21 protein-coding genes and 1 pseudogene are annotated in these 24,160 nt (G+C 74.5%); 10 read left to right on the top strand and 12 right to left on the bottom strand.

The features are described 5' to 3' along the window. The first annotated feature begins 18 nt into the window (after positions 1-18). On the top strand, positions 19-579 hold the full coding sequence (fxsA, locus tag GHR20_RS29770; protein WP_111586618.1) for an FxsA family membrane protein: 561 nt from the start codon (positions 19-21) through the stop codon (positions 577-579). Positions 580-721: 142 nt separating this feature from the next. On the opposite strand, the gene GHR20_RS29775 is transcribed toward fxsA, so the two are convergent. The 4 genes from GHR20_RS29775 to GHR20_RS29790 form a co-directional block, all read right to left on the bottom strand. Then, complete coding sequence (locus GHR20_RS29775) at positions 722-1,096, bottom strand: RNA polymerase-binding protein RbpA (protein ID WP_003977404.1); 375 nt, start codon at positions 1,094-1,096, stop codon at positions 722-724. Positions 1,097-1,374: 278 nt separating this feature from the next. Next, on the bottom strand, positions 1,375-2,739 hold the full coding sequence (locus GHR20_RS29780; protein WP_153814900.1) for an MFS transporter: 1,365 nt from the start codon (positions 2,737-2,739) through the stop codon (positions 1,375-1,377). Positions 2,740-2,793: 54 nt separating this feature from the next. Continuing rightward, positions 2,794-3,561: a glycerophosphodiester phosphodiesterase gene (locus GHR20_RS29785; protein WP_148027699.1), complete on the bottom strand. Its 768-nt coding sequence runs from the start codon at positions 3,559-3,561 to the stop codon at positions 2,794-2,796. Beyond that, positions 3,558-4,223 carry a hypothetical protein gene (locus GHR20_RS29790; RefSeq protein WP_148027700.1) on the bottom strand — a complete coding sequence of 222 codons (666 nt, stop codon included), beginning with the start codon at positions 4,221-4,223 and terminating at the stop codon, positions 3,558-3,560. Before GHR20_RS29790 ends, GHR20_RS29785 begins: the two co-directional genes overlap by 4 nt. A 101-nt stretch (positions 4,224-4,324) precedes the next feature. Here GHR20_RS29790 and GHR20_RS29795 point away from each other — a divergent pair, with 101 nt between their 5' ends. Then, positions 4,325-5,836 (top strand): PLP-dependent aminotransferase family protein, encoded by a 1,512-nt coding sequence (locus tag GHR20_RS29795; protein ID WP_148027701.1) that lies wholly within the window; start codon positions 4,325-4,327, stop codon positions 5,834-5,836. 263 nt (positions 5,837-6,099) lie between these two features. On the opposite strand, the gene GHR20_RS29800 is transcribed toward GHR20_RS29795, so the two are convergent. Both GHR20_RS29800 and GHR20_RS29805 read right to left on the bottom strand, forming a co-directional pair. Further along, on the bottom strand, positions 6,100-7,749 hold the full coding sequence (locus GHR20_RS29800; protein ID WP_153814901.1) for an ATP-binding protein: 1,650 nt from the start codon (positions 7,747-7,749) through the stop codon (positions 6,100-6,102). A 49-nt stretch (positions 7,750-7,798) separates the two neighbouring features. Beyond that, positions 7,799-7,993, bottom strand: a complete 195-nt coding sequence (locus GHR20_RS29805; RefSeq protein ID WP_111586624.1) for a hypothetical protein — start codon at positions 7,991-7,993, stop codon at positions 7,799-7,801. 266 nt (positions 7,994-8,259) lie between these two features. Between GHR20_RS29805 and GHR20_RS29810 the strand changes: the two genes are divergently transcribed. The 5 genes from GHR20_RS29810 (at position 8,260) to GHR20_RS29830 (ending at position 14,087) form a co-directional block, all read left to right on the top strand. Continuing rightward, entirely contained in the window at positions 8,260-8,652 is a 393-nt protein-coding gene (locus GHR20_RS29810) for an ankyrin repeat domain-containing protein (RefSeq protein ID WP_153814902.1), read from the top strand. 301 nt (positions 8,653-8,953) lie between these two features. Then, positions 8,954-10,372: a HEAT repeat domain-containing protein gene (locus tag GHR20_RS29815; RefSeq protein ID WP_111586626.1), complete on the top strand. Its 1,419-nt coding sequence runs from the start codon at positions 8,954-8,956 to the stop codon at positions 10,370-10,372. A gap of 231 nt (positions 10,373-10,603) precedes the next feature. Beyond that, the gene (locus tag GHR20_RS29820) at positions 10,604-11,731 is read left to right on the top strand and encodes a glycosyltransferase family 1 protein (protein WP_153814903.1); all 1,128 of its coding nucleotides are present in this window, start codon (positions 10,604-10,606) and stop codon (positions 11,729-11,731) included. Then, a complete protein-coding gene (locus tag GHR20_RS29825) occupies positions 11,728-13,128 on the top strand; it encodes a glycosyltransferase (RefSeq protein ID WP_243878157.1) in 1,401 nt (466 codons plus the stop codon). The genes GHR20_RS29820 and GHR20_RS29825 overlap by 4 nt, the downstream gene beginning before the upstream one ends. Further along, complete coding sequence (locus GHR20_RS29830) at positions 13,125-14,087, top strand: SGNH/GDSL hydrolase family protein (RefSeq protein ID WP_153814904.1); 963 nt, start codon at positions 13,125-13,127, stop codon at positions 14,085-14,087. The genes GHR20_RS29825 and GHR20_RS29830 overlap by 4 nt, the downstream gene beginning before the upstream one ends. On the opposite strand, the gene GHR20_RS29835 is transcribed toward GHR20_RS29830, so the two are convergent. Next, positions 14,080-14,760, bottom strand: a complete 681-nt coding sequence (locus GHR20_RS29835; protein WP_153814905.1) for a TetR/AcrR family transcriptional regulator C-terminal domain-containing protein — start codon at positions 14,758-14,760, stop codon at positions 14,080-14,082. The genes GHR20_RS29830 and GHR20_RS29835 overlap by 8 nt on opposite strands. A 118-nt stretch (positions 14,761-14,878) precedes the next feature. Here GHR20_RS29835 and GHR20_RS29840 point away from each other — a divergent pair. Beyond that, positions 14,879-16,377 (top strand): annotated as a pseudogene (locus tag GHR20_RS29840) (FAD-dependent monooxygenase). Positions 16,378-16,795: 418 nt separating this feature from the next. Here GHR20_RS29840 and GHR20_RS29845 read toward each other — a convergent pair. The 5 genes from GHR20_RS29845 to GHR20_RS29865 all read right to left on the bottom strand — a co-directional run bounded on the left by GHR20_RS29845 (position 16,796) and on the right by GHR20_RS29865 (position 21,567). After that, the gene (locus GHR20_RS29845; protein ID WP_153814906.1) at positions 16,796-17,665 is read right to left on the bottom strand and encodes a biotin-dependent carboxyltransferase family protein; all 870 of its coding nucleotides are present in this window, start codon (positions 17,663-17,665) and stop codon (positions 16,796-16,798) included. 34 nt (positions 17,666-17,699) lie between these two features. Further along, the gene (locus GHR20_RS29850) at positions 17,700-18,317 is read right to left on the bottom strand and encodes an allophanate hydrolase subunit 1 (RefSeq protein WP_153814907.1); all 618 of its coding nucleotides are present in this window, start codon (positions 18,315-18,317) and stop codon (positions 17,700-17,702) included. Further along, on the bottom strand, positions 18,314-19,072 hold the full coding sequence (locus GHR20_RS29855) for a 5-oxoprolinase subunit PxpA (protein WP_153814908.1): 759 nt from the start codon (positions 19,070-19,072) through the stop codon (positions 18,314-18,316). Before GHR20_RS29855 ends, GHR20_RS29850 begins: the two co-directional genes overlap by 4 nt. Before the next feature lie 360 nt (positions 19,073-19,432). After that, the gene (locus GHR20_RS29860; RefSeq protein WP_153814909.1) at positions 19,433-20,272 is read right to left on the bottom strand and encodes a putative hydro-lyase; all 840 of its coding nucleotides are present in this window, start codon (positions 20,270-20,272) and stop codon (positions 19,433-19,435) included. After that, on the bottom strand, positions 20,269-21,567 hold the full coding sequence (locus GHR20_RS29865; protein ID WP_153814910.1) for an MFS transporter: 1,299 nt from the start codon (positions 21,565-21,567) through the stop codon (positions 20,269-20,271). Before GHR20_RS29865 ends, GHR20_RS29860 begins: the two co-directional genes overlap by 4 nt. A gap of 126 nt (positions 21,568-21,693) precedes the next feature. On the opposite strand from GHR20_RS29865, the gene GHR20_RS29870 reads away from it, so the two are divergent. Then, on the top strand, positions 21,694-22,395 hold the full coding sequence (locus GHR20_RS29870; RefSeq protein WP_153814911.1) for a GntR family transcriptional regulator: 702 nt from the start codon (positions 21,694-21,696) through the stop codon (positions 22,393-22,395). 97 nt (positions 22,396-22,492) lie between these two features. Further along, the gene (locus GHR20_RS29875) at positions 22,493-24,034 is read left to right on the top strand and encodes a hypothetical protein (protein ID WP_111586635.1); all 1,542 of its coding nucleotides are present in this window, start codon (positions 22,493-22,495) and stop codon (positions 24,032-24,034) included. Positions 24,035-24,160 lie beyond the last annotated feature (126 nt).

Below are 24,160 nucleotides of genomic sequence, written 5' to 3' on the forward strand. Positions count from 1 at the left end.
GCCAGGCACACTGGGGGTATGACGACAGGCGCTCCGACCTCCCTGAACACCGCCCGGCCCCGGCGCTCCCGGCTGCGCAGGTATCTGCCGCTGGGCCTCGCCGGATGGCTGGTGCTGGAGATCTGGCTGCTGACCCTGGTCGCCGGCGCGGCGGGCGGCATGACCGTGTTCCTGCTGCTCGTGGCGGGCGTGGTGGCCGGTTCCGTGGTGATCAAGCGGGCCGGGCGGCGGGCCTTCCAGAACCTGAACGAGTCGCTCCAGCGGGGCGGCTCCCCCCAGCGCGGCGGGGGCAACGGGCTGACCATGCTCGGCGGCCTGCTGCTGATCATCCCGGGCATGATCTCCGACGTCCTCGGCCTGCTCCTGCTGCTGCCGCCGGTCCAGAAGGCCGTGAGCCGGCTGGCGGAGAACACCGTCGAGAAGCGGCTGCGCGCCGCCGCCCCGGGCAGCCTGGGCGACGCCTTCCAGCAGGCCCGTATGCACCGCCCGGACGGCAAGGTCGTACCGGGCGAGGTCGTCCGCGAGGACCGTGCCGGGCGTCCGGGGCCGGACGAGCACCGGCCGCCGCTGACCCGCTAGCTCCGAAGAACACGCGAGCCCCGAGAACACGCGAGCCCGGAGACACGAAAGACCCGAGACACGAAAGACCGCGGGCGCCGTACGTCCTGAAGGACGTACGGCGCCCGCGGTCTCTTGTGCAGGTGCGCTCGCGGCTTGCCCGCTATGCCGACTTGCGGCTGTCCCGGGGGTGCACGGCGATGTTCATCGCCCCCGAACGCAGCACGGCCAGACGCTCCTCGAGGACCTCTTCGAGCTCCTCACGGGTGCGCCGCTCCATCAGCATGTCCCAATGGGTGCGCGCGGGCTTGGCCTTCTTCTCCTCCGGGCCGTCGCCGTCCACCAGGAGTGCCTGGGCCCCGCAGACCTTGCACTCCCACTCCGGCGGGATCTCCGCCTCGACCGAGAAGGGCATCTCGAAGCGATGCCCCTTCTCACATGCGTACTCCACGGCCTGGCGCGGGGCCAGGTCGATGCCGCGGTCCGTCTCGTAGCTGGTCACCACGAGGCGCGTACCGCGAAGAGCTCGCTCACTCATGAATCGTGCCTCCCGGGCTTGTCGCCCACAGGACAGGTGTCGCTGTCGTCGTCATCCGGTCAACGTCCGGTCGGCGGTAAAGATTCCCGTTCCGAGTCCCGTTCCGGGTCATGCGTCGCCGTCGTAGCCGCCCCTTGTTCTACCCACAGGCGCCCGGTTTGTCACATCTGCTAGCAGATGTCACCCAGCGTTTCGGCATCTTTGACGCGCAGTAACGGTACGCCTGGCAGGCCAAACGCGTACACTACCGCCCTTTCGCGCCGAGCGCTAAATCGGCGCTAGATCCTCTCCGGTACCGGGTTCCCCGCCGCGGCGATCGCACGCCGCACCGGGACCCGCGCGAGCAGCGCGAATCCGATGATGAAGAAGGCCACCAGGGAGATGATCGCCGACCGGTAGCTACCGGTCAGCTGGTACGTCACGCCGAACAGCATCGGGCCCAGCCAGCTCATCCCGCGGTCGCTCAGCTCGTACGCCGAGAAGTACTCGGCCTCCTTGCCCGGCGGCACCAGATGGGAGAAGAGCGAGCGGGACAGCGCCTGGCTGCCGCCGAGCACCATGCCGATGGCGGCGGCCAGCAGGAAGAAGTACACCGGCGTCTTCGCGGGCAGGAAGTACCCGGCGGCGAGCGTGACCGTCCAGGCCACCAGCGAGCCGAGGATGGTGCGCTGGGCGCCGTACGTCCGCGCGAGGCGCCCCATCCCCAGCGCGCCCGCCACGGCCAGCACCTGCACCAGCAGCACCGCCACGATCAGCGTGGACTGCCCGAGCCCCAGCTCCTGGGAGCCGTAGACGGACGCCTGGGAGATGACGGTCTGGATGCCGTCGTTGTAGATCAGGTAGGCCAGCAGGAAGGACAGCGTCAGCGGGTGCCGGCGCATGTCCCGTACCGTCGCCGCCAGCTGCCGCAGTCCCGTCGACGGCACCCCCTCCGGCGCGGCCCCGCCCGCCGCCCGCGCCCGCCGGTCGCGCAGCAGCCGCAGCGGCACGAGGGTGAAGGCGCCCCACCACAGGCCCGCCGAGGCCAGGCAGATGCGCACCGCCTGCCCCTGGCTCAGGCCGAAGGAGTCGTGGGCCGAGTACAGGACCAGGTTGGCGACGAGGACCATGGCCCCCGCGCCGTAGCCGAACGCCCAGCCCCGGGAGGAGACCGCGTCGCGCTCCTCGGGCGGGGCGATCTGCGGCAGATAGGAGTTGTAGAGCATCCCGCCGACGGCCGCCGCCGCGTTGGCCACGACGAGCAGCACCCCGCCCAGCAGATACCGGTCGCCGTCCAGGAAGAACATGCCGGTGGTCGCCGCCGCGCCGGTGTACGCCGCCGCCGCGAGCAGCGGCTTCTTACGGCCCGTGCGGTCCGCCGCGCTGCCCACCAGTGGCATCGCCACCACGGCCAGGATCACCGACAGGGACACCGAGTAGGCGAAGTACGACCCCGCCCGCACCGGTATGCCCAGCGGGTGCACATAGCCGCCGGAGTCCGCCGCGTGCTCGGCGACCGAGGTGAGATAGGGGCCGATGAAGACGGTCAGGACGCTCGCCGAATAGACGGAGTACGCCCAGTCGTAGAAGTACCAGCCTCTTTGCTGGCGCCGGAGGTCGGCGGTCTCGTCCGCCACCCCCGCGCGCACGGTGTCGGTCCCCATCGTGCCCTCGCTTCCGCTCCCCTGCGAAGGCAAGGGCGGCCGGTGCCGGGTCGGTCAGACCCAGAGCCCGCGCTCCTCCATGACCTTGCGCAACATGTCGATGTGATCGGTCATGATGCCATCCACACCCAGGTCCAGCAGCCGGTGCACGCGCTCCGGTTCGTTGATCGTCCAGACGTGGACGTGCAGCCCGCGCGCGTGGGCGGCGCGGACGAAGCGGGCGTCGACCACCGGGACGCCCGACTGGGCCTCCGGCACCTGCGCGGCGACCGCCGAGCGGCGCACCGCGGCCGGCAGCCCCCAGGAGCGCAGCCGCAGGCTCAGCACCCCGCGGGTGCCGAAGGAGGTGGCCAGGCGGGGCCCGGCCAGCCGCTGGGCGCGCAGCACCCGCGCCTCGGAGAACGAGCCCACGCAGACCCGGTCCCAGGCGCCCGTGCGCTCCAGCAGGTCCAGCAGCGGCCGCAGCGCGGGCTCCGCCTTGACGTCGATGTTCCAGCGGACCTCGGGGAAGGTCTCCAGCAACTCCTCGAACAGCGGCACCGGTTCACGGCCGCCGACCCGCGCCCGCTGGACCTCGGCCCAGGGCAGGTCGGCGATGCGGCCGGCGCCGTCGGTGACCCGGTCCAGGGTCGTGTCGTGGAAGGCCACGAGCCGGCCGTCCGCCGTGGCGTGCACATCGGTCTCGATGTAGCGGTAGCCCAGTTCCACGGCGCGGCGGAACTGCGCCACGGTGTTCTCCACCCCGTCGGCGGCTCCGCCGCGATGGGCGAAGGCGAGGGGGCCCGGATGGTCGAGGTAGGGGTGGCGTATCGCGGTGGTCACCGACGCAGTATCGCTTCCCGGGGTGTCCTTTCGGCAACGACCGTGCTGCCGCTCGATGCCGGGGGCAGAGCGAACACCCGCAGGAAGAACTGGGCCAGCGGGCCGATGGACAGGGCGTACAGCACGGTGCCCACGCCGACGGTGCCGCCCAGCGCGAACCCGGTGGCCACCACCGCCACTTCGATGGCCGTGCGCATCAGCCGGATCGAGTGCCCGGTGCGCTGGTGCAGACCCGTCATCAGGCCGTCGCGCGGGCCCGGTCCGAAGCGCGCCGCGATGTACAGGCCGGTGGCCGCGCCGTTGAGCAGGACCCCGGCGAGCAGCAGCGGGACGCGCGCGAGCAGCGAGTGCGCCGCGGGCAGCAGCGCGAGCGTCCCGTCCAGGGACAGGCCGATGAGGAAGACATTGGAGACGGTGCCGAGGCCGGGGCGCAGCCGCAGCGGGATCCAGAGCAGCAGCACCGCCGCTCCGACGACGATCGACACCTCGCCGATGGTCAGCCCGGTCCGCCGCGCGAGCCCCTGGTGCAGCACCCCCCAGGGCTCCAGGCCGAGGCCGGAGGCGACGAGCAGCGCGGAACTCACGCCGTAGAGCGTGAGTCCGAGGTAGAGCTGGACCAGCCGGCGGACCAATCGGTGTCCTCTATGTCCGGGAGCGGACACAACATACCCCCCTGGGTAGTGGTGGTGGCCTGACGCATGTCACTCTGTGGCTTGGGAGGAAACTCCATCCATGGCCAATCCGGGGAAGGTGGACTGATCTCATGGCGCAGTGGACCTCGGCGGTGGGGGCCGCGCAGCTCGCCCGGCTGCTCACCTCCCAGCAGGAGCGGCCGGCCGGTCCCGGCAGCCGCCGCCCGCCCGCCTACCGGGCGCTGGCCGACGGCATCCGGCTGCTGGTGCTGGAGGGGCGCGTCCCGGTCGCCGCCCGGCTGCCCGCCGAACGCGAACTGGCCCTCTCCCTCTCGGTGAGCCGCACCACCGTCGCGGCCGCCTACGAGGCGCTGCGCGGCGAGGGCTTCCTGGAGTCCCGGCGCGGCGCGGGCAGCTGGACCGCGGTACCGGCCGGCAACCCGGTGCCCGCGCGCGGTCTGGAGCCGCTGCCCCCGGAGGCCCTCGGCTCGATGATCGACCTGGGCTGTGCCTCCCTGCCCGCGCCCGAGCCCTGGCTCACCCGCGCCGTGCAGGGAGCGCTGGAGGAACTGCCGCCGTACGCGCACACGCACGGCGACTATCCGGCCGGGCTGCCCGCCCTGCGCGCGATGATCGCCGAGCGCTACACCGCGCGGGGCATCCCCACGATGCCCGAGCAGATCATGGTGACGACCGGCGCGATGGGCGCCATCGACGCGATCTGCCATCTCTTCGCGGGCCGCGGCGAGCGCATCGCCGTGGAGTCCCCCTCCTACGCCAACATCCTCCAGCTGATGCGGGAGGCGGGCGCGCGGCTGGTGCCGGTCGCGATGGCCGAGGGGCTCGCCGGATGGGACATGGACCGCTGGCGCCAGGTCCTGCGGGAGGCCGCGCCCCGGCTCGCCTATGTGGTCGCCGACTTCCACAACCCGACGGGCGCGCTGGCCGACGAGGACCAGCGGCGCCGCCTGGTGGACGCGGCCCGCGCGGCCGGCACGGTGCTCGTCGCCGACGAGACGATGAGCGAGCTGTGGCTGGAGGAGGAGGTGGCCGCGGCGGGGATGCCGCGCCGGGTCTGCGCGTTCGACCCCGCCGGCTCCACGGTGATCACGGTCGGCTCGGCCAGCAAGGCGTTCTGGGCCGGGATGCGGATCGGGTGGGTGCGGGCGGCGCCGGACATCGTCCGCAGCCTGGTCGCGGCGCGGGCGTACGCCGATCTGGGGACGCCGGTGCTGGAGCAGCTGGCCGTCAACTGGCTGTTCAGCACGGGGGGCTGGGAGCAGGCGGTCGCGCTGCGGCGGGCGCAGGCCCGGGAGAACCGGGACGCCCTGGTCACCGCGCTCCGCCGGGAGCTGCCGGACTGGGAGTTCTCCGTCCCCCAGGGCGGCCTGACCCTCTGGGTCCGCGCGGGCGGCCTCTCCGGCTCCCGCCTCGCCGAAATGGGCGAACGCACGGGCGTCCGCGTCCCCTCCGGCCCCCGCTTCGGTGTCGACGGCGCGTTCGAGGGGTATGTCCGGCTGCCGTTCACCGTGGGGGGAGCGGTGGCCGAGGAGGCGGCGGTACGCCTGGCCGCGGCGGCACGGCTGGTGGAGACCGGCGGCACGGGAGCGGCGGCGGAATCACCCCGGACGTTCGTGGCGTAGAGCGCTCCGAAGGGGCGCGGGGAACCGCGCGATCGACCACGACGCGCCCGCGCCCGGCGGACTGCTCCGCGGCCACGGGCTCGGCAGGAACCGGTTCCGCGCCCGGTCGGCCGGCGGGACGCCGGTTCCCCGGAGGTGCGGGGAACCGCGCGACCGGCCCCGGCGCCGCGGGCGCGGTACGTCGCAGCCGGGGCGGTTGGCGCAGTTCCTCGGGGGCGCGGGGAACTGCGGCAGCAGCCGCGACGCGCTCGCGCCCGGTGGAACTACTCTGCGGCCACGGGCTCGGCGGCCACGGGCTGCGCCGTCACGGCCTCCACGGGAACCGGCTCCGCGGGAGCCTCCTTGGTCAGGTCGACCGGGGGAGCCGGCTGCGCGGTCCTCGGCGGCAGCAGGTCCAGCACCGCCCGCCGGTCCCCCTCGCTCGTCGCGTCGTCGTACGGGTCCGGCGTCCTCGGCACCTGGAGCCGGTGCACCGGCCCCTGGCCCAGCCGCGCGTACCCCCGCCCCGGCGGCACCTGCGCCGGCGGAGTCGTCCGGGGCGCAACCCCCAGCACCGCCTCCAGCTGCCGCGGCGCCGCGGGCCCGAGGGCGACCCGGGCCCGGGTGTGCTGCCGTACCGCGTCGCCGAGCGCGTCGAGGCCGTCGTACTGCTCGGCGACGACCACGGTCACGTTCGCCGCCCGCCCGTGCCGCAGCGGCACCCGGAGCAGGTCCTGCGGGTCCTCGCGGCCGTCCACCTCCGCGAGGTGGGTGAAGACGCTCGGCCGGTCGAGCAGGATCCACAGCGGGCGCCGGGTGTCGGCCGGCGGCGGGTCGCCCGCCTGCCGGGCGAGGTTGATCGCGACCAGCCGCCGTTCGGTCTCCCGCGCGACCCGGTCCAGGCTCGCCAGCGCCCCCGGCAGCGCGCACTCCACGGCCGCCACCCCGTCCCGCCCGGTCAGGCACGCGTACTCACCGGTGCCCCCGCCGTCCACGATGAGGACGTCGCCGTACTGGAGCGCCTGGAGGGCGAGGGAGCGCAGCAGGGTGGAGGTGCCGCTGCCGGGCTGGCCGACCGCCAGCAGATGCGGCTCGGTGGAGCGGGTGCCGGTGCGCCACACGACCGGCGGGACATCGCGCCGCTCCTCGTAGGAGTCCCCGTAGTCCCCGAAGGAGAGGGGGAGCGTGCGCTGCACCTCGCTCGGGTCGGTGAAGCCGAGCACGCTCTCGCCGGGCGCGGTCACGAACCGCTGGGCCACGATGTCGGCGGGCAGCGGCGGCAGGACGGTCACGGCGAGCTGGTTGCCCTCCTCGTCCCAGCCGAAGCGGTACTCGCGCCCGCGCCCCGCCTTCGCCGCGAGCACCTGCTCGATCCGCGCGCGGGCCTCGGGTTCGCCGTCGGGGAAGTACGCGGGGTAGCGGAGCGCCAGGTGTCCGACGCGCCCCGCGTCGTCGAACTCGTGCGCGGAGAACGCCTTCTCCCATTCCCCGCCGTGCGTGTACAGCGGCGCCGGGTCCTCGGGGACGGAGAAGTACGGCACCAGCGCCTCGTACAGCGCCCGGAGCCGCTCGGTCTGGGACTCGTCGGGCCCCTCGGGCGCGGGCGGGGTGCGGTCGCGGCCCAGCCAGGCCGCCGCCGCCATCACGGTGATGACGGCGAGCAGCGGCCCGTACGGTGCCAGCGCCACGACCAGGACCACGCAGGCCACCAGGAACAGCAGCGGTCCGCGCCGGTCCTTGGGGGTGCCGGTCCACCGGACCCGCCCCGCCGTGGCCAGCAGGCGCAGCCCGCGGGAGAGGGTGATCAGCGGATGGAGGACGTCGGTGGCGCTGTCGGCCGCCGTCCGGGCCAGCTCCCGGCTCCGGGCCAGCTGGGTCCGGGCGATCTGCGCGCCGTCCTTGCTCAGAATGCGGGGGAGTGGGCGCCGGGCCACTGCTGTCTCCTGGTGGTGCGTGCGGGCGGGGCGTCGTGCCGGACCGGCGTCAGAACTTGATCCCGCCCAGGAGGCTGGCCAGGCTCTCCCCGCCGGCCTTGATGCTCGGGGCGATGGCCGTGCTCGACAGATAGAAGCCGAACAGAGTCGAGATGCAGGCGTGCGAGCCCTTGAGGCCGTCCTTGCGGAAGTAAAGGAACACGACGGTGCCGAGCAGGACGACGCCTGACATGGAGAGGATCATTGGGTGCCTCCTGGTGTCGAGGGGGACAGTCACCATCAGTACTTCCAGGATCACAGAATGTGCCTATACGACAAAGAGCGCAAGCGGGTGAATATCGTGACTATTCGCCCGTACGGTGGAGCTTGATACGGCACCCTCGAAGCGGGGGACTTGCGGAGGACCCCCGCCCGTAGCGATCTTTACGTCGGGCACAACGGGTCATGTGAGGCGCGAGCCAGTACCCTTGCGGTTCACCTGAACGGTTGTAATGAGAGGCGGTCCGGCCGATGAGCGAAGCCCCCGACCCCGAGGTCGTGGAGCTGGCGACCAAGATCTTCGATCTGGCCCGGCAGGGGCGGACCGAAGCACTCGTGGCGTACGTCGACGCGGGCGTTCCGGCCAACCTCACCAACGACCGCGGGGACTCCCTCGTGATGCTCGCCGCGTACCACGGGCACGCCGACGCGGTGCGCGCGCTGCTCGCCCGCGGCGCCGAGGCGAACCGGGTCAACGACCGGGGCCAGACCCCTCTCGCGGGCGCGGTCTTCAAGGGGGAGGCGGAGGTCGTCAAGGCCCTCCTGGAGGGCGGCGCCGACCCCGCCGAGGGCACGCCGTCGGCCGTCGACACCGCCCGGATGTTCGGTCGGGTCGATGTGCTCGAACTGTTCGGCGTCAGCTGACGCCGGGCTTCTGACCAGCTAAGACACGGAAAACGGGGGAGGCGGTACAGGGCCGCCGGAAATACGGTCGCGGCAGCACACACCGCGGGTCATCATGACGACGTGATTCACGGACGCGATGGCTGGGCAGGTGTTGCCGCACCGCGCGGGCCGTGATGCGGTCCGCATGGGCCACCGACGAGAGGCAGAGAGAAATGGGCTACAGCAAGCAAGAGACGGTGGGCGCTCCGACGTTGTGTCACGCGGCCAGGTAGGTGCGTGTTCCCCGGTTGCGTCGACGCTTGATGTGAGGCTGTTTCCCATGTTCGATCCGGTCATAGCGCCCAGCGGTACGCTGCTCGGCCTGCTCCAGCGGGGCCGCGGCGACGGCACGCTGCACGCGCTCACCGCCCCCCGCGCGGAAGCGCTGGCGGCCCTGAACCACTGTGTGCTGCGCGATCCCCGCCACGACTGGCAGGTGGAGAACCGCTCCCTGTACTACGCCCGGCTCTTCCTCGACCTGAACGGCGAACTGGACGCCGTCGAGGCCCACCTCTTCGACCCCGAGGACCACCTGGAGACGGACGAGTCCCGCACCGGCCTGGCCCTCGCGGTGCTCGGCCACCTCGCCTCGTACGGCCGCCGGGACGCTCTCGACCTGCTGCGCCGGTACGCCGCCCAGGGCGCCAACTGGGCCTGGGCGCTGGACGAACTGGCGCTGCGCGACGACGACGCGGGGCTGCGCGCCCTCGCCGCCCCCGTGCTCGCCCGTTTCCCCGCCGACCCCGAGGGCGAGGCCGAGCTGGCCACCGCCGTGCGCGACGCCTTCGAACCCCGGCCCTGGCGGCTGTGGGCCGAGGATCCGCGCGACGGCATCGGCGCCCGGGTGCGGGCCGCCCACGAGGCCGGATGCTTCGACCGCTGGCAACGGCAGATGCGGCCGACCGGGCCCCGCCCCGGCTGGAGCGTGCGCGCCGTCTTCGAGTGGGCCCAGCAGGGCCTCGACCGGGGCGCCGCCCTCCATGTGCCCGCCGCCCGCTGTCTGGTCGCGGTGGCCGGACCCGAGGACCGGCCGGAGATCCTGCTGGCCGCCCGCGCCGGCACCGACGGGGCCCGCTGCACCGCCCTGCGCTATCTCGCGGACAGCAACGATCCCGAGGCGCTGGATCTGGTCGAGGCCGCGGTCGCCGACGGCACCGAGGCCGTCGTGGAGGCGGCCGTCGACGCCTTCGAACGGATGCGCAGTGTCGCGGCCGTGGACCGCGCGCGCGGCTGGGCCCAGCGCCCCGACGTGCTCGGCGCCGCCGCCGGCCGCGTCCTCGCCTGCCGCGGCGGTGCCCAGGACAGCCGGCTGGTGCTCGGCGCCCTGCGCGAGGCCGTGCGCGGCGAGGGCCCCGACGCGCCCACGCTGTGGACCCTGGTCGACGGCGCGGGACGCCTCGGCATCGCCTGCGCGGCGCCGGTGCTGCGCCACGTCTACCGCGAGACCGCCTCCTCCCATCTGCGCGGCCGCGCCGCCCGCGCCCTCGCCGCCACCGATCCCTCCTTCGCCACCGGCTTCGCCGTCGAATGCCTCTGGGACTGCGAGGAGACCACCCGCGAACTCGCCGCCCGCCACGCCGAGACCGGCGACGCCCGGGTCGTGGAACGCCTCCGCCGCCTCGCCGCCGACCCGGCCGAGGAGGACGAGGTCCAGACGGCGGTGCGCAGCCGCTTCGGGCCGGACATGTCGGCGGGCTGAGGCCGCCGGGACGGGCCGGCGAGGGGACCGCGGACGACCCGCGCGGGGCGGGGCGGCCTCGCGGACGACGGGAACGGCGGGGCCCCGGGTGAACGCCGGGTGACCCCCGGCCCAGCGTCCCGTGGACGCCGCCCGGGCCGCCCGGTCGCGGAGTACAACGCTCATGGGACGTTCCCCGGGCGGAAAGATCGACGTTGACGCGGCCACGTCCGGCGCGGCGACAACACCCGTATGCGTGTCGTCATCGTGACCGAATCCTTTCCCCCCGATGTGAACGGCGTGGCCCACTGCGCGCTCCAGACCGCCCGGCACCTCGTAGATCGCGGTCACCACCCGCTCGTCGTCGCCCCCGCCCCCGCTCCGGGCACCCGGCCCGACACGGACGCCCCGTGCCCGGTCGTCCGGATCCCCTCGCTCCCGCTCCCCGGCTACCCCCAGGTCCGTATCGCCCTCCCCAGCCGGCGGCTTGCCGCGGCCCTCGTGACGCACCGGCCCGATGTGGTGCACCTCGCCAGCCCCTTCGTCCTCGGCGCCCGCGGGATGGCGGCGGCCGCCCGGCTCGGCCTGCCCGCCGTGGCCGTCTACCAGACCGACCTCGCCGGATACGCCCGCACCTACATGGGCGCCGGGGAGGCCGCGGCCTGGCGCCGGATCCGCTCCGTGCACGCCGCCGCCGACCGCACCCTCGCCCCCTCCACCGCCGCCCTGGGCGACCTGGAGACGCACGGGGTGCCCCGGGTGCGGCTGTGGCCGCGAGGCGTGGACACCGTACGTTTCCGGCCGGACCGCCGTGACGAGGCGCTGCGCCGGGACCTCGCCCCGAACGGTGAGCTGCTCGTCGGCTACGTCGGCCGGCTCGCCCCCGAGAAGCACGTCGAACTGCTCGCCGGGGTCTGCGCCCTGGACGGCGTCAGACTCGTGGTCGTCGGCGACGGACCCAGTCACGCCCACCTCACCGAGGCGCTGCCCGGCGCCGCCTTCCTGGGCCGCCGTACCGGCGATGATCTGGCGCGGATCTTCGCCTCGCTGGACGTGTTCGCGCACACCGGCCCGTTCGAGACCTTCTGCCAGACCGTGCAGGAGGCCATGGCCAGCGGCGTCCCCGTCGTCGCGCCGGCCGTCGGAGGGCCGCTGGACCTGGTCGGGCACGGCCGTACCGGACTGCTGGTGCCACCGCGCGACGCCGGGGCCGTCCGGGACGCCGTACGGTCCCTGGCCGCGGACCCCGGGCGCCGGATCGCGTTCGGCGCCGCCGCCCGCGGCCTGGTCGAGGGCCGTACCTGGGCCGCCGTGGGCGACCGGCTGATCGGACACTACGCGGACGTGCTCGCCGGACGCCGGACGGCGGTGGCGGCATGAGCGAGGCGATGGCCATGCCCGGTGCGACAGGGACGACCGGTGCGACCGACCGGCCGCTGCGCATCGTCCGGCTCGCCAACTTCGTCGCGCCCGCCTCCGGCGGTCTGCGCACCGCCCTGCGCGAACTGGGCAAGGGCTTCCTGGCGGCGGGCCACGAACCGGTGCTGATCGTGCCCGGCGCCCGGCACACCGACACCGAGACCGAGCAGGGCCGGGTCATCACCCTGCCCGGACCGCTGCTCCCCGGCACCGGCGGCTACCGCGTGCTGACCGACCGGCGCCGGCTCGCCGCCCTCCTGGCGGACCTCGGCCCCGACCGGCTGGAGGTCTCCGACCGCACCACCCTGCGCTGGACCGGCCGCTGGGCCCGCCGGGCGCGGGTGCCCGCCGTGATGGTCTCCCACGAGACCGCCGACGGTGTGCTGCGCACCTGGGGCCTGCCCGAGCGGTTGTCCAGGCGGACCGCGGACGCCCTCAACACCCGTACCGCGCATGTCTATTCACGCGTGGTGTGCACCACCGAGTACGCCGAGCGCGAGTTCGTCCGGATCGGCGCGCGCAATGTCGTACGCGCCCCCCTGGGCGTCGACCTGATGGCCCGCCACCCCGCCCTGCGCGACCCCGGCGTGCGCACGCGGCACGCGCCCGGGGGAGAGGCGCTGCTGGTGATGTGCTCCCGGCTGTCCGTGGAGAAGCGCCCCGGCACCGCCCTGGACACCCTGGAGGCGCTGATACGACGCGGACGGCCCGCGGTGCTGGTGGTCGCGGGGGACGGACCGCTGCGGGGCCGCCTGGAGCAGCGCGCCCGGGACCGGGGGCTGCCGGTGACCTTCCTCGGGCACCTCTCCGACCGGGCCGCGCTCGGCGCGCTCCAGGCCAGTGCCGATCTCGCGCTCGCCCCCGGGCCCGCCGAGACCTTCGGGCTCGCCGCGCTGGAGGCGATGGCCTGCGGCACGCCCGTGGTGGCCAGCGCCTCCTCCGCGCTGCCCGAGGTCATCGGGTCGGCCGGGGCGACCGCCGCCGACCACGGAGAGGCGTTCGCCGACGCCGTCGAACTGCTGCTGGACCGGCCCGCGTCCGAGCGCCGGGAGGCGGCACGCGCGCGGGCCGAGTGCTTCGGCTGGGGCACGGCGGTGGAGGCGTTCCTCGCCGCGCACGACGCGGAGGTGCGGGACCGCGCGGAGGTCCGAAGGGACGGCGGTGACGGCATGGACCGCGCGGAGGTCCGAGGGGACGGCGGTGACGGCATGGACCGTGCGGAGGTCCGAAGGGACGGCGGTCACGGTATGGACCGTGCGGAGGTCTGTGCGGACGGCGGTGACGGCGTGGACCGCGCCGAGGTCCGTGCGGGCGGCCGTGACGGTACCCGTCGGGGCGTCCCGGAGGGCGTGGCATGAGACCCGTCCGGCGTGGGGCGAGACCCGTCCGCTTCGTCGCCCTCGGGGACTCGCTGACCGCGGGCGTGGGCGACTTCACCGAGGACGGCCCGCGGGGCTGGGCCGCGCTGCTCGCGCCCGCGCTCGGCGCGGGCACGGAGTTCACCAACCTCGCGGTCAGCGGCGCGCAGACCCGGGACGTGCTGGAGCGGCAGATCCCGGCCGCCCTCGCGCTCCGCCCCGATCTGGTCGCGGTGGTCGTCGGCGTCAACGACACCCTGCGGCAGACCTTCGACATCCACGCGGTGGCCGCCCGCCTCGACCAGGTCTACGCGGCCTGTGCCCGCGAGGGCGCCACCCTGCTCACCGCCTGTCTGCCCGATCCCGGCGCGATGCTCGGCCTGCCGGGCGCCCTGGCCGCCCCGCTGGCCCGGCGCCAGCGCGGGGTCAACGCGGTCGTGCACGCCCTGTCCGAGCGGTACGGCGCCGTGCATCTGCACGCGTCCGACGGCGGCTGGATCGCCGACCGGGCGCTGTGGAGCGCGGACCGGCTGCATCCCGGCGAACGCGGGCACCGCCGGCTGGCCGCCCGCTTCCACACCCTGCTCGCGGACGCGGGCCACGCCACCGGCCGGCCCCCCTGCCCGGAACCGGAACTCCCCGCGCCGACCCGCGCGGCGAACCTGCTGTGGCTGGCCACGGCCGGCACCGGCTGGGTGGCCCGGCGCTGCCGGGACCTGCTGCCCCAGCTGCTGCGGCTCGCCGTGGACGAACTGCGCCACGACGCCCGTGGCACCGGCGCCGATCTCGACGCGGCCGCGTCGGCCGCGGTCGCCGCCGCCCTGGCCGCCCTTCCGGAGCGGCACCCGGACCGGACGCCGGTCCGGACACCGGCCCAGGCGCGTGCCCTGGGCGGTCTCGCGCCGCGCGCCGCGCCGCCCGGGTCCGGCCCGCTCGACCTGGGGATCGGTATCAGCTGATCCCGGACCCGGCCGCCGGGCGGGTGCCGCCGTCCGGCTCGGCCGGGGTCAGTGAACGCAGGATCAGGGACAGACCGTGGTCGAAGCGCGCGTCGAAGTCGATGTCCTCCAGGTGCGGGGCCACCCGGCTCAGCGACGGGTAGTCGCCCCCCGCGAGTGCGGTGCTCAGCGTGTGCTCGCGGGCGTCGCCCAGGGCCTGCTGCTCCTGGGTGAGGGCGAGCGTCAGATACAGCACCGTCCAGAAGGCCCAGGCCGCGTCCCGCTCGGACAGACCGCCGTCGAGCAGCGCCTCCATCATGGTGTCCGCGTAGCGCAGGGTGCCCGGCTCGGCCGCGTAGGTGCCCGTCACCAGCGCGGCGCCGTCCCGGTGCGCGAGCAGCGCGTCCCGGTAGCGGCGGGCCAGTTCGCGCACCCGTGCGCGCCAGTCCTCGGGCAGGCCGTCCAGCGGCACCTCGGCGGCGATCGCGTCCGCCATCAGCTCCAGCAGCCGTGACTTGGTCTTGGCGTGCCACAGCACGGTGTTCATCCGCACGCCGAGCCGGTCGGCGGTGCCGCGCACCGAGACGGCCTCGGCGCCGCGTTCGTCGAGCACGCCGAGGGCGGCCCGGACGACCGACTCCAGATCGAGCCTCGATCGGGTGGCTGTCTCATCCGCAGCTTGCTTCTTGGTCACCGACCTAGTCTACTGAAGATGCGCCTTGGTCACCGACCAAGAGGTGCGGACGGACTGTGCCCGGGAGGGATTCATGGAGTTGACCGAGTTCACGGAGTTCACGGAGATGACGGAGTTCATGGACACGGAGGAGGCCGTCGTGGTCGGCGGCGGGCCGGTCGGGCTGTGGCTCGCGGCGGAACTGCGGCTGCGCGACGTGCCGGTGACCGTGCTGGAGGCCCGGCCGCGGCGCAGCCCGCACTCGCGCGCGCTCACCGTGCATCCGCGCACCCTGGAGGTGCTGGACTGCCGGGGCGTGGTCGAGCCGTTCCTCGCGGAGGGGGTGCGCATACCCAGCGGCCACTTCGCCGCGCTGCCCGAGCGGATGGACTTCCGGCCGCTGGACACCCCGTTCCCCTTCACCCTCTCGCTGCCCCAGGCGCGCACCGAGGAGCTGCTGGAGGAGCACGCGGTGCGCCGCGGCGCGCGCATCCTGCGCGGCCACCGGGTCACCGGGGTCGAGGCGGGCACGGACGCGGTGGAGCTGACCGTCGAGGGCCCGGACGGGACCTACCGGACCCGCGCCGCCTATGTGGTGGGCTGCGACGGCACGCGCAGCGCGGTCCGGGAGTCGGCCGGCGTGGCCTTCCCCGGCACCCCGGCGACGCTGTGGGCCTGGATGGGCGATGTGGTCCTGGACGCGCCGCCGGCCGGCTTGGCGGTCAACGGGCCGCGCGGGCAGCTGATGGTGTTCCCGCTGCCGGGCGGGGTGCACCGGGTCGTGGGCAATGACCCGGACACCCTGCGGCAGGCGCGGCCGGGCGAGCTGACCTTCGAGGAGCTGCGGGACCGGGTGACGGCCATCGCGGGCACCGACTTCGGCATGCGCGACCCCCGCTGGCTCTCCCGCTTCGGCAATGCCACCCGGCAGGCGGAGACGTACCGGCAGGGCCGGGTGCTGCTGGCCGGGGACGCCGCCCATATGCACTTCCCGGCGGGCGGCCCCGGACTGAACGTGGGGGTGCAGGACGCCACCAACCTCGGCTGGAAGCTGGCCGCCGTCCTCCGGGGCGCCGCCCCGGACGGCCTCCTCGACAGCTACCACGGCGAGCGCCATCCGGTCGGTGCCGAGCTGCTGCTCAACACCCGGGCGCAGACCGCCCTGATGACCACCTACTCGCCGGAGGGACAGGCGCTCCGCGGGCTGCTGGGCGAATTCGTCGCCACCGTGCCGGAGTTCAGCCTGACCCTCGCCGAGCGGATGTCGGGACTCTCCGTGGTCTATCCCCGGCCCAGGGCGCCCCGGCCCATCCGCTGACCGGCCGCCGGGCGCCCGACCTCCGGTTCGCCGACGGGCGGCGGCTGTTCGAGCTGCTGCGCGGCGGCGAGAGGGTGCTGCTGGACCTGACCGGCGAGGCGGCGGCGGGACTGCCCGGACGGACACCGGGCATCGTCGTGCACACCGGACCGCTCGCCCCGCACGACCGGGACGCCTGGCGCCCGGTGACCGCGGCGCTGATACGCCCCGACGGCCATGTGGCCTGGGCCGGCGAGGAGACCGACGCGGCGACGCTCACCCGGTCCGTGTCCGGGGCCCTCGCCGCGATGACGGGGGAGGGGGTGTCTGCCGGCCGGTGACCGGTACAGGGGAGGCGCAGCCGTCGCTCGGTGAGGGGAGGCGCGGGTGCGGCCGCCGTCCGGTGGCGCGGGGTCGGTGTGTGCCGGTTCTCCGGTGTCACCGGGTCGGGGTGCGGCGGCCGCTCGGGACACCTGCCTCGACGCATCGGAGGGTGGCGGCGGGGGTACCGCTTGGGCCACTCATCGGACGCGGGCGATCTCGGCCGGGCCGGCCTCCGCCCGGTCGGCCTTGCCGGGATCGGCGCGGCGGCCACCAAGGTCCGTGCCGCCCGGGCCGGTGCCGTCTGCCGTCGGACCGGCGCCGCCTGTCGCCCGGGTCCGCGTGGTCCGCGTCGTCCGCTGCCCGGGCGCGGCGCCGCCCGGCGTCCGGTGAGGCCCCCTCCCCGGACCGGCCCCTGGACCGGCCCCCGGACCGGCGTCAGCGCCCTCGTACCGGCACGAAGCGGAGTGGCGTGCCCGGCGCCGCCTGGGCCGCCGCCGGGAGGTCGGACGGGTGGACCACGGCGATCACCGGGTAGCCGCCGGTGGTCGGATGGTCGGCCAGGAAGACCACCGGGCGGCCGTCCGGCGGGACCTGTACGGCGCCCAGCACCATGCCCTCGCTGGGCAGTTCGCCCTCGCGGGCGCGTTCCAGGGCGGGGCCCTCGGTGCGCAGGCCGATGCGGTTGCTCGCCGGGGACACCCGGTAGGCGCGCGCGGTCAGGTCGTACCGGCCGCGCGCCGTGAACCAGTCCGCGCGCGGGCCCGGCGTCACCCGGAGCACGAGTTCGGCGGGCGGCCCCGGCTGCGGGACGGTGTCCACGTGCGCGGGCGGTCCGGCCGGACGGCCGAGCGGCAGCACCGTGCCCGCGGCGAGCGGGGCCGGGCCGAGGCCGGACAGCAGATCGGTGGAGCGGCTGCCGAGCACCGGCTCGACGGCGATGCCGCCGCGCACGGCGACGTAACCGCGCACTCCCGCCGACACCGCGCCCACCTCCAGGAGTTCACCGGCGGGCACCGGCACCGGCGCGCCCCACGCCGCCGGGCGGCCGCCGACCCTCACCGGGCAGGGCGCCCCGCCGACCGCCACGGTCACCGTCGAACGGGGGCGCAGCGCACACCCGTCGAGCGTCGTCTCCAGGACCGCGGCGTCCGGCCCGTTCCCGGCCAGCCGGTTGACGAGCGCCGCCGCGGGCGGGTCCAGCGCCCCCGAGCGGGGCACCCCGAGATGCGCGAACCCGGGCCGCCCGAGGTCCTGCACGGTGGTCAGCATCCCGGGTCGTACGACCACGAGCGCACGGTCGGTCATGTCCCCTCCACCGGTAGGGCCGTCAGGTCTTCGCTCATGCCCCCTCCACGGGGGCGAACCGCACCCGGGTGCCCGGCGAGAGCAGCGCGGCCGGGTCGCGGGTGTGGTCCCAGAGCACCGCGTCCGTGGCGCCGATCAGCTGCCAGCCGCCCGGCGAGGCGCGCGGGTACACGCCGGTGTACGGGCCCGCGAGCGCCACCGCGCCGGGCGGGACCGCCGTGCGCGGAGTGGCCCGGCGCGGGACGTCGTAGCGGGCCGGGAGCCCGGTGAGATAGCCGAAGCCGGGCGCGAAGCCGCAGAAGGCCACCGTGAACTCGGTGCCCGTGTGGATACGGACCACCTCCCGCTCGGACACCGCCCAGTGCGCGGCGACGGCGGCGAGGTCGGGGCCGTCGTAGCGCACCGGGATCTCGACCGGTGAGCGTGCCGGGGGAGCGGGCAGCTCCCCTTCGAGCGCGGTCAGTTCGGATGCCCAGCGGGCCGGGTCGGGCAGTCCGTCCAGCAGGACCGTGCGCGCGGCCGGCACGATCTCGCGAACGGTCAGCGCGCCCTCCGCGCGGCGCCGCCGCAGCGCCGCGTGCAGGGCCCCGGCCTCCTCGGCCGAGTCCACCTCGATGAGCAGCGCCTCCCGGCCGGCCGGCAGCGCCCTCATGCGAACGCCGCCAGCCGGGCGCCCGCCGCGACCAGCCGCGCCCGCACCCGCCGGGCCAGCTCCACCGCGCCGGGCGTATCCCCGTGCAGGCACAGCGAGCGCGCGTGCACCCGGACCCGCGCGCCGGAGTGCGCGGTGACCGTGCCGGAACGCACCAGCTCCACCGAGCGCCGTACGACCGCCTCCGGATCGCTCACCACGGCGCCGTCCCGGCCGCGCGGCACCAGCGTGCCCTCGTCGGTGTACGCGCGGTCCGCGAACGCCTCCGGCACGGCCGGCAGCCCCGCCTTCTCGGCCAGCGCCAGCAGCCGGGAGCCGGGCAGGCCGAGGACCGGCAGCGTGGGACCGGCGAGGCGCACGCCGTCGATCACCGCGCCCGCCTGCTCCTCGTCGCGCACGACCCGGTTGTAGAGCGCGCCGTGCGGTTTGACGTACGCCACCCGGGCCCCGGCGGCGCGCGCGAACACCTCCAGTGCCCCGATCTGGTAGGCCACTTCGGCCGTCAGCTCGGCGGACGGCACCTCCATCGCGCGCCGCCCGAACCCGGCGAGGTCCCGGTAGGAGACCTGGGCGCCGATCGTCACCCCGCGGTCGGCGGCCAGCTCGCACACCCGGCGCATGGTGGCCGCGTCCCCGGCATGGAAGCCGCAGGCCACGTTGGCGCTGGTGACGACGGAGAGCAGTTGTTCGTCCTCGGTGAGCCGCCAGCGGCCGAAGCCCTCGCCGAGGTCGGCGTTCAGATCGATCGCGGTCATGGTCGTTCCCGTGTCTCCGATTCGTCGGTTCATGGGCTTGTCGGTACGTCGGATTGGTGGGTCAGGTACTCGTCGGCTCGGTCGCTCATCCGTCTGTCCGCCTGTAGGTCTGTCGGCCTGTGTGTCTGTTCGCCTGTCGGTCCGTCAGCTTGTCGGCTTGTTGGCCTGCCGGATTGTTGGTCTGTCGGCCTTCGGCCCATCGGTTCATCGGCCCATCGGTCTGTTGTTCTGCCGGGTTGTCGGGCCATCGGCTGATCGGCTTGTCGGCTTGGCGGTTGGTCGTTCCGTCGTTCTGTCGTTCCTTCGTTCCGTGCTTCTGTCGTTCCGTCGGTTCACCGGTCCGGCCGTCATGCGGTGGTGTCAGTCGACGCCGACGATCCGGTACTGCTCGTCGCGGGCGTCGGTCAGGAACATCTGGCCCGGGGCGTGGGTGATGGCGAACGGCGGCCGGGAGGCCATCACCGCCGCCTGCGGGGTCACCCCGCACGCCCAGAAGACCGGGATGTCGCCCTCCTGGCGAGCCACCGGGTCGCCGAAATCCGGTTGGTCGAGGTCCGCGATGCCGAGCCCCGCCGGGTCCCCGCAGTGCACCGGGCCGCCGTGCACGGCCGGGAGCAGGCTGCTCTCCCGGATCGCGGCGCCGAGCCGCTCGGGCGGCACCGGCCGCATGGACACCACCATCGGCCCGCTCAGCCGGCCCGCCGGGCGGCACGCGCGCCCGGTGACGTACATCGACACATTGCGGCCCTGCTCGACATGCCGGATCGGCACACCCGCCCGGCTCAGCGCCCATTCGAAGGTGAAACTGCATCCGAGGAGGAACGCCACCAGGTCCCCGCGCCAGTGGGGCCGCGCGTCGGTCGGCTCCGCGACCAGCTCGCCGTCCTGCCACACCCGGTAGCGCGGCAGGTCGGTGCGCAGATCGGCGCCCTCGGCGAGCACCGTCGTCGGGGAACCGGCGTCGGTGACGTCGAGCACCGGGCAGGGCCGGGGGTTGCGCTGGCAGAACAGCAGCATGTCGTAGGCCCAGTCGGCGGGCACCGCGATCAGGTTGGCCTGGGTGTGCCCGGCCGCGACCCCGGCCGTGGGGCCGGCGAGACCCGCGCGGAACCGGGCTCGCGCGGCTTGCGGGCTCCAGGCGGGCGCCCGCTCGTCGAGCGTGGTGACGGGACGGTCCTCGGTGCTCCGCACCCGTGTCATGCCAGTTCCTTCCCGCGTGTCTCGGGCAGTCCGAGCAGCGCCAGCGCCGCGATGCCGTAGCCGACCGCGCCGAAGACCAGCGCGCCGCCGACGCCCCAGCTGTCGGCCAGGAAGCCGACCAGGGTGGGGAAGACCGCGCCCACCGCGCGGCCGGTGTTGTAGGTGAAGCCCTGTCCCGTACCGCGCACCGCCGTCGGGTACAGCTCGCTGAGGTAGGAGCCGAAGCCGCTGAAGATGGCCGACATGCAGAACCCGAGCGGGAAACCGAGCACCAGGAGCACCGTGTCGGCGCCCTGCGGGATGTGGGCGTAGGCCAGCACGCACACCGCCGACAGCAGCGCGAACAGCCAGATGGTGGCGCGCCGCCCGAGCCGGTCGGTGAGGTGGCCGCCGGTCAGATAGCCGAGGAACGCGCCGGAGATGAGGAAGGCGAGGTAGCCGCCGGTGCCGACGACGGAGAGGCCGCGGTCGGACTTCAGGTAGGTCGGCACCCAGGTGGCCAGCGTGTAGTAGCCGCCCTGCACGCCGGTGGACAGCAGGCTCGCCAGCACGGTGGTGCGCAGCAGGCCCGGGGCGCCGCCGCGGCCGGGCCGGAAGATCGCGGTGAACGAGCCGCGGCACGGGTCCTGTTCGCGGGCCGCGAGGGCCACCGGCGCGTCGTGCACCCGGCGGCGCAGCCACAGCACCAGCAGCGCGGGCAGCGCGCCGGTCCAGAACATCACCCGCCAGGCCAGGTCGTCGCCCGCGAAGGAGAAGACCAGCGTGTAGACGACGGCGGCCAGCGCCCAGCCGACCGCCCAGGAACTCTGGACCGCGCCGAGGGTACGGCCCCGGTGGCGGGCGGAGGCGTACTCGGCGACCAGGATCGCGCCGACCGCCCACTCGCCGCCGAAGCCGAGGCCCTGGAGCGCGCGCAGGACCAGCAGCGTCTCGAAGTTCGGCGCGAAGCCGCAGGCGACGGTGAACACCGCGTAGGTGAGCACCGTGATCACCAGGGCCCGGACCCGGCCCACCCGGTCGGCGAGCACACCCGCGAGCGCGCCGCCGACCGCCGAGACGACCAGCGTGACGGTGGTGAACAGACCGGTCTGGCCGCTGTCCAGGCCGAAGTACGCGGAGAGCGCCACCATGCTCAGCGGCAGCGTGAAGTAGTCGTAGGAATCCAGGGCATATCCGCCGAAAGCCCCGGCGAACGCGCGCCGCCCGTTCGGGCCGAGGCCCCGCAGCCAGCCGAACGCGCCGTCCTGGGCGGTGGGTTCGAGCGCGGGGGCGGTGGGAGGAGGGGTCGTGCTCATGGGCACCTCGCAGAAGGGGACGGAGGGTGCGGTGGAGTGAGCCGTGTCGAGCACCGTAGAGGATTGTTCAACGATCCCTCAATACCCCTGTTGTTTCGTTCCGTCGCCTGCGGTTGAATTCCGGGCATGGTAGAGCAGCTGGCGGGACTGGCCGACGACCGCGCCCTCCTAGGCCGCACGAGCACGGCGGAGCGGGTTTCGGACATCCTCAGGAGCCGGGTCGCGGACGGGTACTTCCCGCCCGGCACCCGGCTGTCCGAGGACAGCATCGGCGGCGCGCTCGGCGTCTCCCGCAACACCCTGCGCGAGGCGTTCCGGCTGCTCACCCATGAACGGCTCCTCGTCCACGAGCTCAACCGGGGCGTGTTCGTACGGGTGCTGACCGTGGAGGACGTCGAGGACATCTACCGCACCCGCGCCCTCGTCGAGTGCGCCGTCGTCCGCGGCCTCGGTGCGGCGCCGTACCCTCTGCGGCACCTCTCCGACGCGGTCGCCGCGGGCGAGGCGGCGGCCGCAGAGGATGACTGGAAAGCGGTGGGTACGGCCAACATCCACTTCCACCAGGAACTGGTCGCCCTCGCCCGCAGCGCCCGCACGGACGAACTGATGCGCAGCGTCTTCGCCGAACTCCGCCTCGCCTTCCACCTGGTGGACGACCCGCGCCGGCTGCACGAGCCGTACCTGACGCGCAACCGGGAGATCCTGGGCGCGCTGGAGGCGGGGGAGCGGGGCGCGGCGGAGAGGCTGCTGGAGACCTACCTGGCGGACTCGCTGGAGCGGGTGGTGGAGGTCTACCGGCGCAGAGTGAGTGCGGAACACGCCCCGTAGAGGCGCGGGGAACCGCGCGACCGGCCACCACGGACCCGCACCGGGAAGACGACGTGCGCACGGTCGGCCAAACCGGCGGAGCCAGCCGTTTGGGTAGATGTCAGACCGAGGACCTACTCTGTGCACCGTGACTTCCGAGACCGCTCCGCCCCAGCTCAGCGCAGCGCAGCGCCCCGCGCCGGGACCCGCAGCCGACGAGGGCCTCGCCCGCCGGCTGCGCGCCCTCGCGTGCACCGCGCCGCTGCACGACCTGGACGCCCGCAAGGGCAGCCTCGCGGGCGAGTACTCGGTCTACGGAATGGCCGAGGTGGCCCTCGCCGCCATCGACCTGGTCACGCTGAACATGGACTTCGACACCGGCGCCGACCATGAGCAGATCGTCGCCCGCCTGATCCCCCGCATCGCCGCCCAGGCCCCGCACCGCCACACCGCCGAGCACGAGCGGGTGGCCCGCTGGGTCGTGGAGAACCTGATCAACGTCGGCAGCGTGGACCGCGGCTTCCGCGCCGTCTACGGCACCTTCGCGGCGGACGGCACCTACGTCCGGCGTGACTACGACTTCAAGCTGATCGAAGAGGTTCCGGGCCCCGGCGGCACCGTGTACCTGCGCACCACCGACGAGGCGGTCAACGTCCTGGTCGGCGCCCTCGACACCGACGTCACCAGCGCCCAGATCGCCGCCGAGGTCAAGCTGGAGGTGCTGATCAACCGGGGCCGGCTCGCCGACGCCCAGCTCGCCGCCGAACAGGCCCGCTACCGCACGGTGCAGTACTCCGAGACCCTGCGCCGCGCCCTGGACGCCACCCGGCGCAACGTCCGCGCGGTCGACTGGCTGAACGCCGTGCCCGACATGATCGCCGAGGCCCTGGAACACGTCGCCGACCGCTACCGGCACGAGAACGCGATCCTCACCAACATCCGCAAGGCCCGCGACGAGACCGAGGAGCCCGAGCACAAGCGGCGCGCCGCCGAGCTGGTCGACATCGTCAAGGACTGCATCCGCCGGCACACCCAGCTCCAGTCCCGGCTGCTGGAGGCGGGCCCGCTGTTCCGCGCGGAACAGGACCGGCAGGCGTTCGCCGCGCCCGCGAGCACCGCCGGGATAGACCTGTACGGCCATCTGGTCGCCCCGGTGCTGACCCTCCCCGCCGAGCAGGCCACCCGGGTCACGGACGCCTTCTTCGCCCGCGGCACCGGCCTGCGCACCCCGGTCTCGGTGCGGGTCGCCGACCTCGTGGACATCCTGCTGACCCCGCCCGTGGAGCGCGAGCACCTGGGCGCGGAGATGCCCGAGCCGGACCTGATCGCGACGCCGGACGACAGCCGGTTCAGCGAGGAGCAGCTCGCCACCGCCATGGACCTGCTCGACCTGCCCGCCGACGCCCCGCGCAGGCTCTCCGGGCTGCTCGCCGAGGCCCGGCGCACCGGTGACCCCGATCTCGCCTACCTGGTCGCCCTCCTCGCGGTGCACGCGGCCAGCCCCGCCGTCGGCACCGCCTACCGGCAGGGCGAGGAGAAGCTGCTGTTCGCCGTGGACGACGGCACCGAGCTGGACGACAGCGAGTTCGGCGGCGCCGATCTGATCGTCGGCATGGCGCTGCTGGACGCGGCCGGCATGGCGGCGGACCGGGCGGCATGAGCGTCGGGAGCCGACCTGGCGGCATGAGCGGGCCGTGTGCGATCCGAGCGGGCCGTATGCGACATTTGCGGACCGTGCGCGAGTGGTCCGGAAGCAGCATGAGCAAGTCAGAGAGCGACAAGGAGT

It is taken from the genome of Streptomyces sp. SUK 48, from assembly GCF_009650765.1.
In the GTDB taxonomy this organism is placed as follows: Bacteria; Actinomycetota; Actinomycetes; order Streptomycetales; family Streptomycetaceae; genus Streptomyces.

Excerpts from the sequence above, each read along its gene's own strand:
- GHR20_RS29775 (WP_003977404.1), bottom strand. The coding sequence starts at position 1,096 with ATGAGTGAGCGAGCTCTTCGCGGTACGCGCCTCGTGGTGACCAGCTAC.
- GHR20_RS29870 (WP_153814911.1), top strand. The coding sequence starts at position 21,694 with ATGGTAGAGCAGCTGGCGGGACTGGCCGACGACCGCGCCCTCCTAGGC.
- GHR20_RS29825 (WP_243878157.1), top strand. The coding sequence starts at position 11,728 with ATGAGCGAGGCGATGGCCATGCCCGGTGCGACAGGGACGACCGGTGCG.
- GHR20_RS29865 (WP_153814910.1), bottom strand. The coding sequence starts at position 21,567 with ATGAGCACGACCCCTCCTCCCACCGCCCCCGCGCTCGAACCCACCGCC.
- GHR20_RS29860 (WP_153814909.1), bottom strand. The coding sequence starts at position 20,272 with ATGACACGGGTGCGGAGCACCGAGGACCGTCCCGTCACCACGCTCGAC.
- GHR20_RS29810 (WP_153814902.1), top strand. The coding sequence starts at position 8,260 with ATGAGCGAAGCCCCCGACCCCGAGGTCGTGGAGCTGGCGACCAAGATC.
- GHR20_RS29875 (WP_111586635.1), top strand. The coding sequence starts at position 22,493 with ATGTCAGACCGAGGACCTACTCTGTGCACCGTGACTTCCGAGACCGCT.
- GHR20_RS29830 (WP_153814904.1), top strand. The coding sequence starts at position 13,125 with ATGAGACCCGTCCGGCGTGGGGCGAGACCCGTCCGCTTCGTCGCCCTC.
- GHR20_RS29820 (WP_153814903.1), top strand. The coding sequence starts at position 10,604 with ATGCGTGTCGTCATCGTGACCGAATCCTTTCCCCCCGATGTGAACGGC.
- GHR20_RS29795 (WP_148027701.1), top strand. The coding sequence starts at position 4,325 with ATGGCGCAGTGGACCTCGGCGGTGGGGGCCGCGCAGCTCGCCCGGCTG.
- GHR20_RS29850 (WP_153814907.1), bottom strand. The coding sequence starts at position 18,317 with ATGAGGGCGCTGCCGGCCGGCCGGGAGGCGCTGCTCATCGAGGTGGAC.
- GHR20_RS29805 (WP_111586624.1), bottom strand. The coding sequence starts at position 7,993 with ATGATCCTCTCCATGTCAGGCGTCGTCCTGCTCGGCACCGTCGTGTTC.
- GHR20_RS29780 (WP_153814900.1), bottom strand. The coding sequence starts at position 2,739 with ATGGGGACCGACACCGTGCGCGCGGGGGTGGCGGACGAGACCGCCGAC.
- GHR20_RS29855 (WP_153814908.1), bottom strand. The coding sequence starts at position 19,072 with ATGACCGCGATCGATCTGAACGCCGACCTCGGCGAGGGCTTCGGCCGC.
- GHR20_RS29815 (WP_111586626.1), top strand. The coding sequence starts at position 8,954 with ATGTTCGATCCGGTCATAGCGCCCAGCGGTACGCTGCTCGGCCTGCTC.
- GHR20_RS29845 (WP_153814906.1), bottom strand. The coding sequence starts at position 17,665 with ATGACCGACCGTGCGCTCGTGGTCGTACGACCCGGGATGCTGACCACC.
- fxsA (WP_111586618.1), top strand. The coding sequence starts at position 19 with ATGACGACAGGCGCTCCGACCTCCCTGAACACCGCCCGGCCCCGGCGC.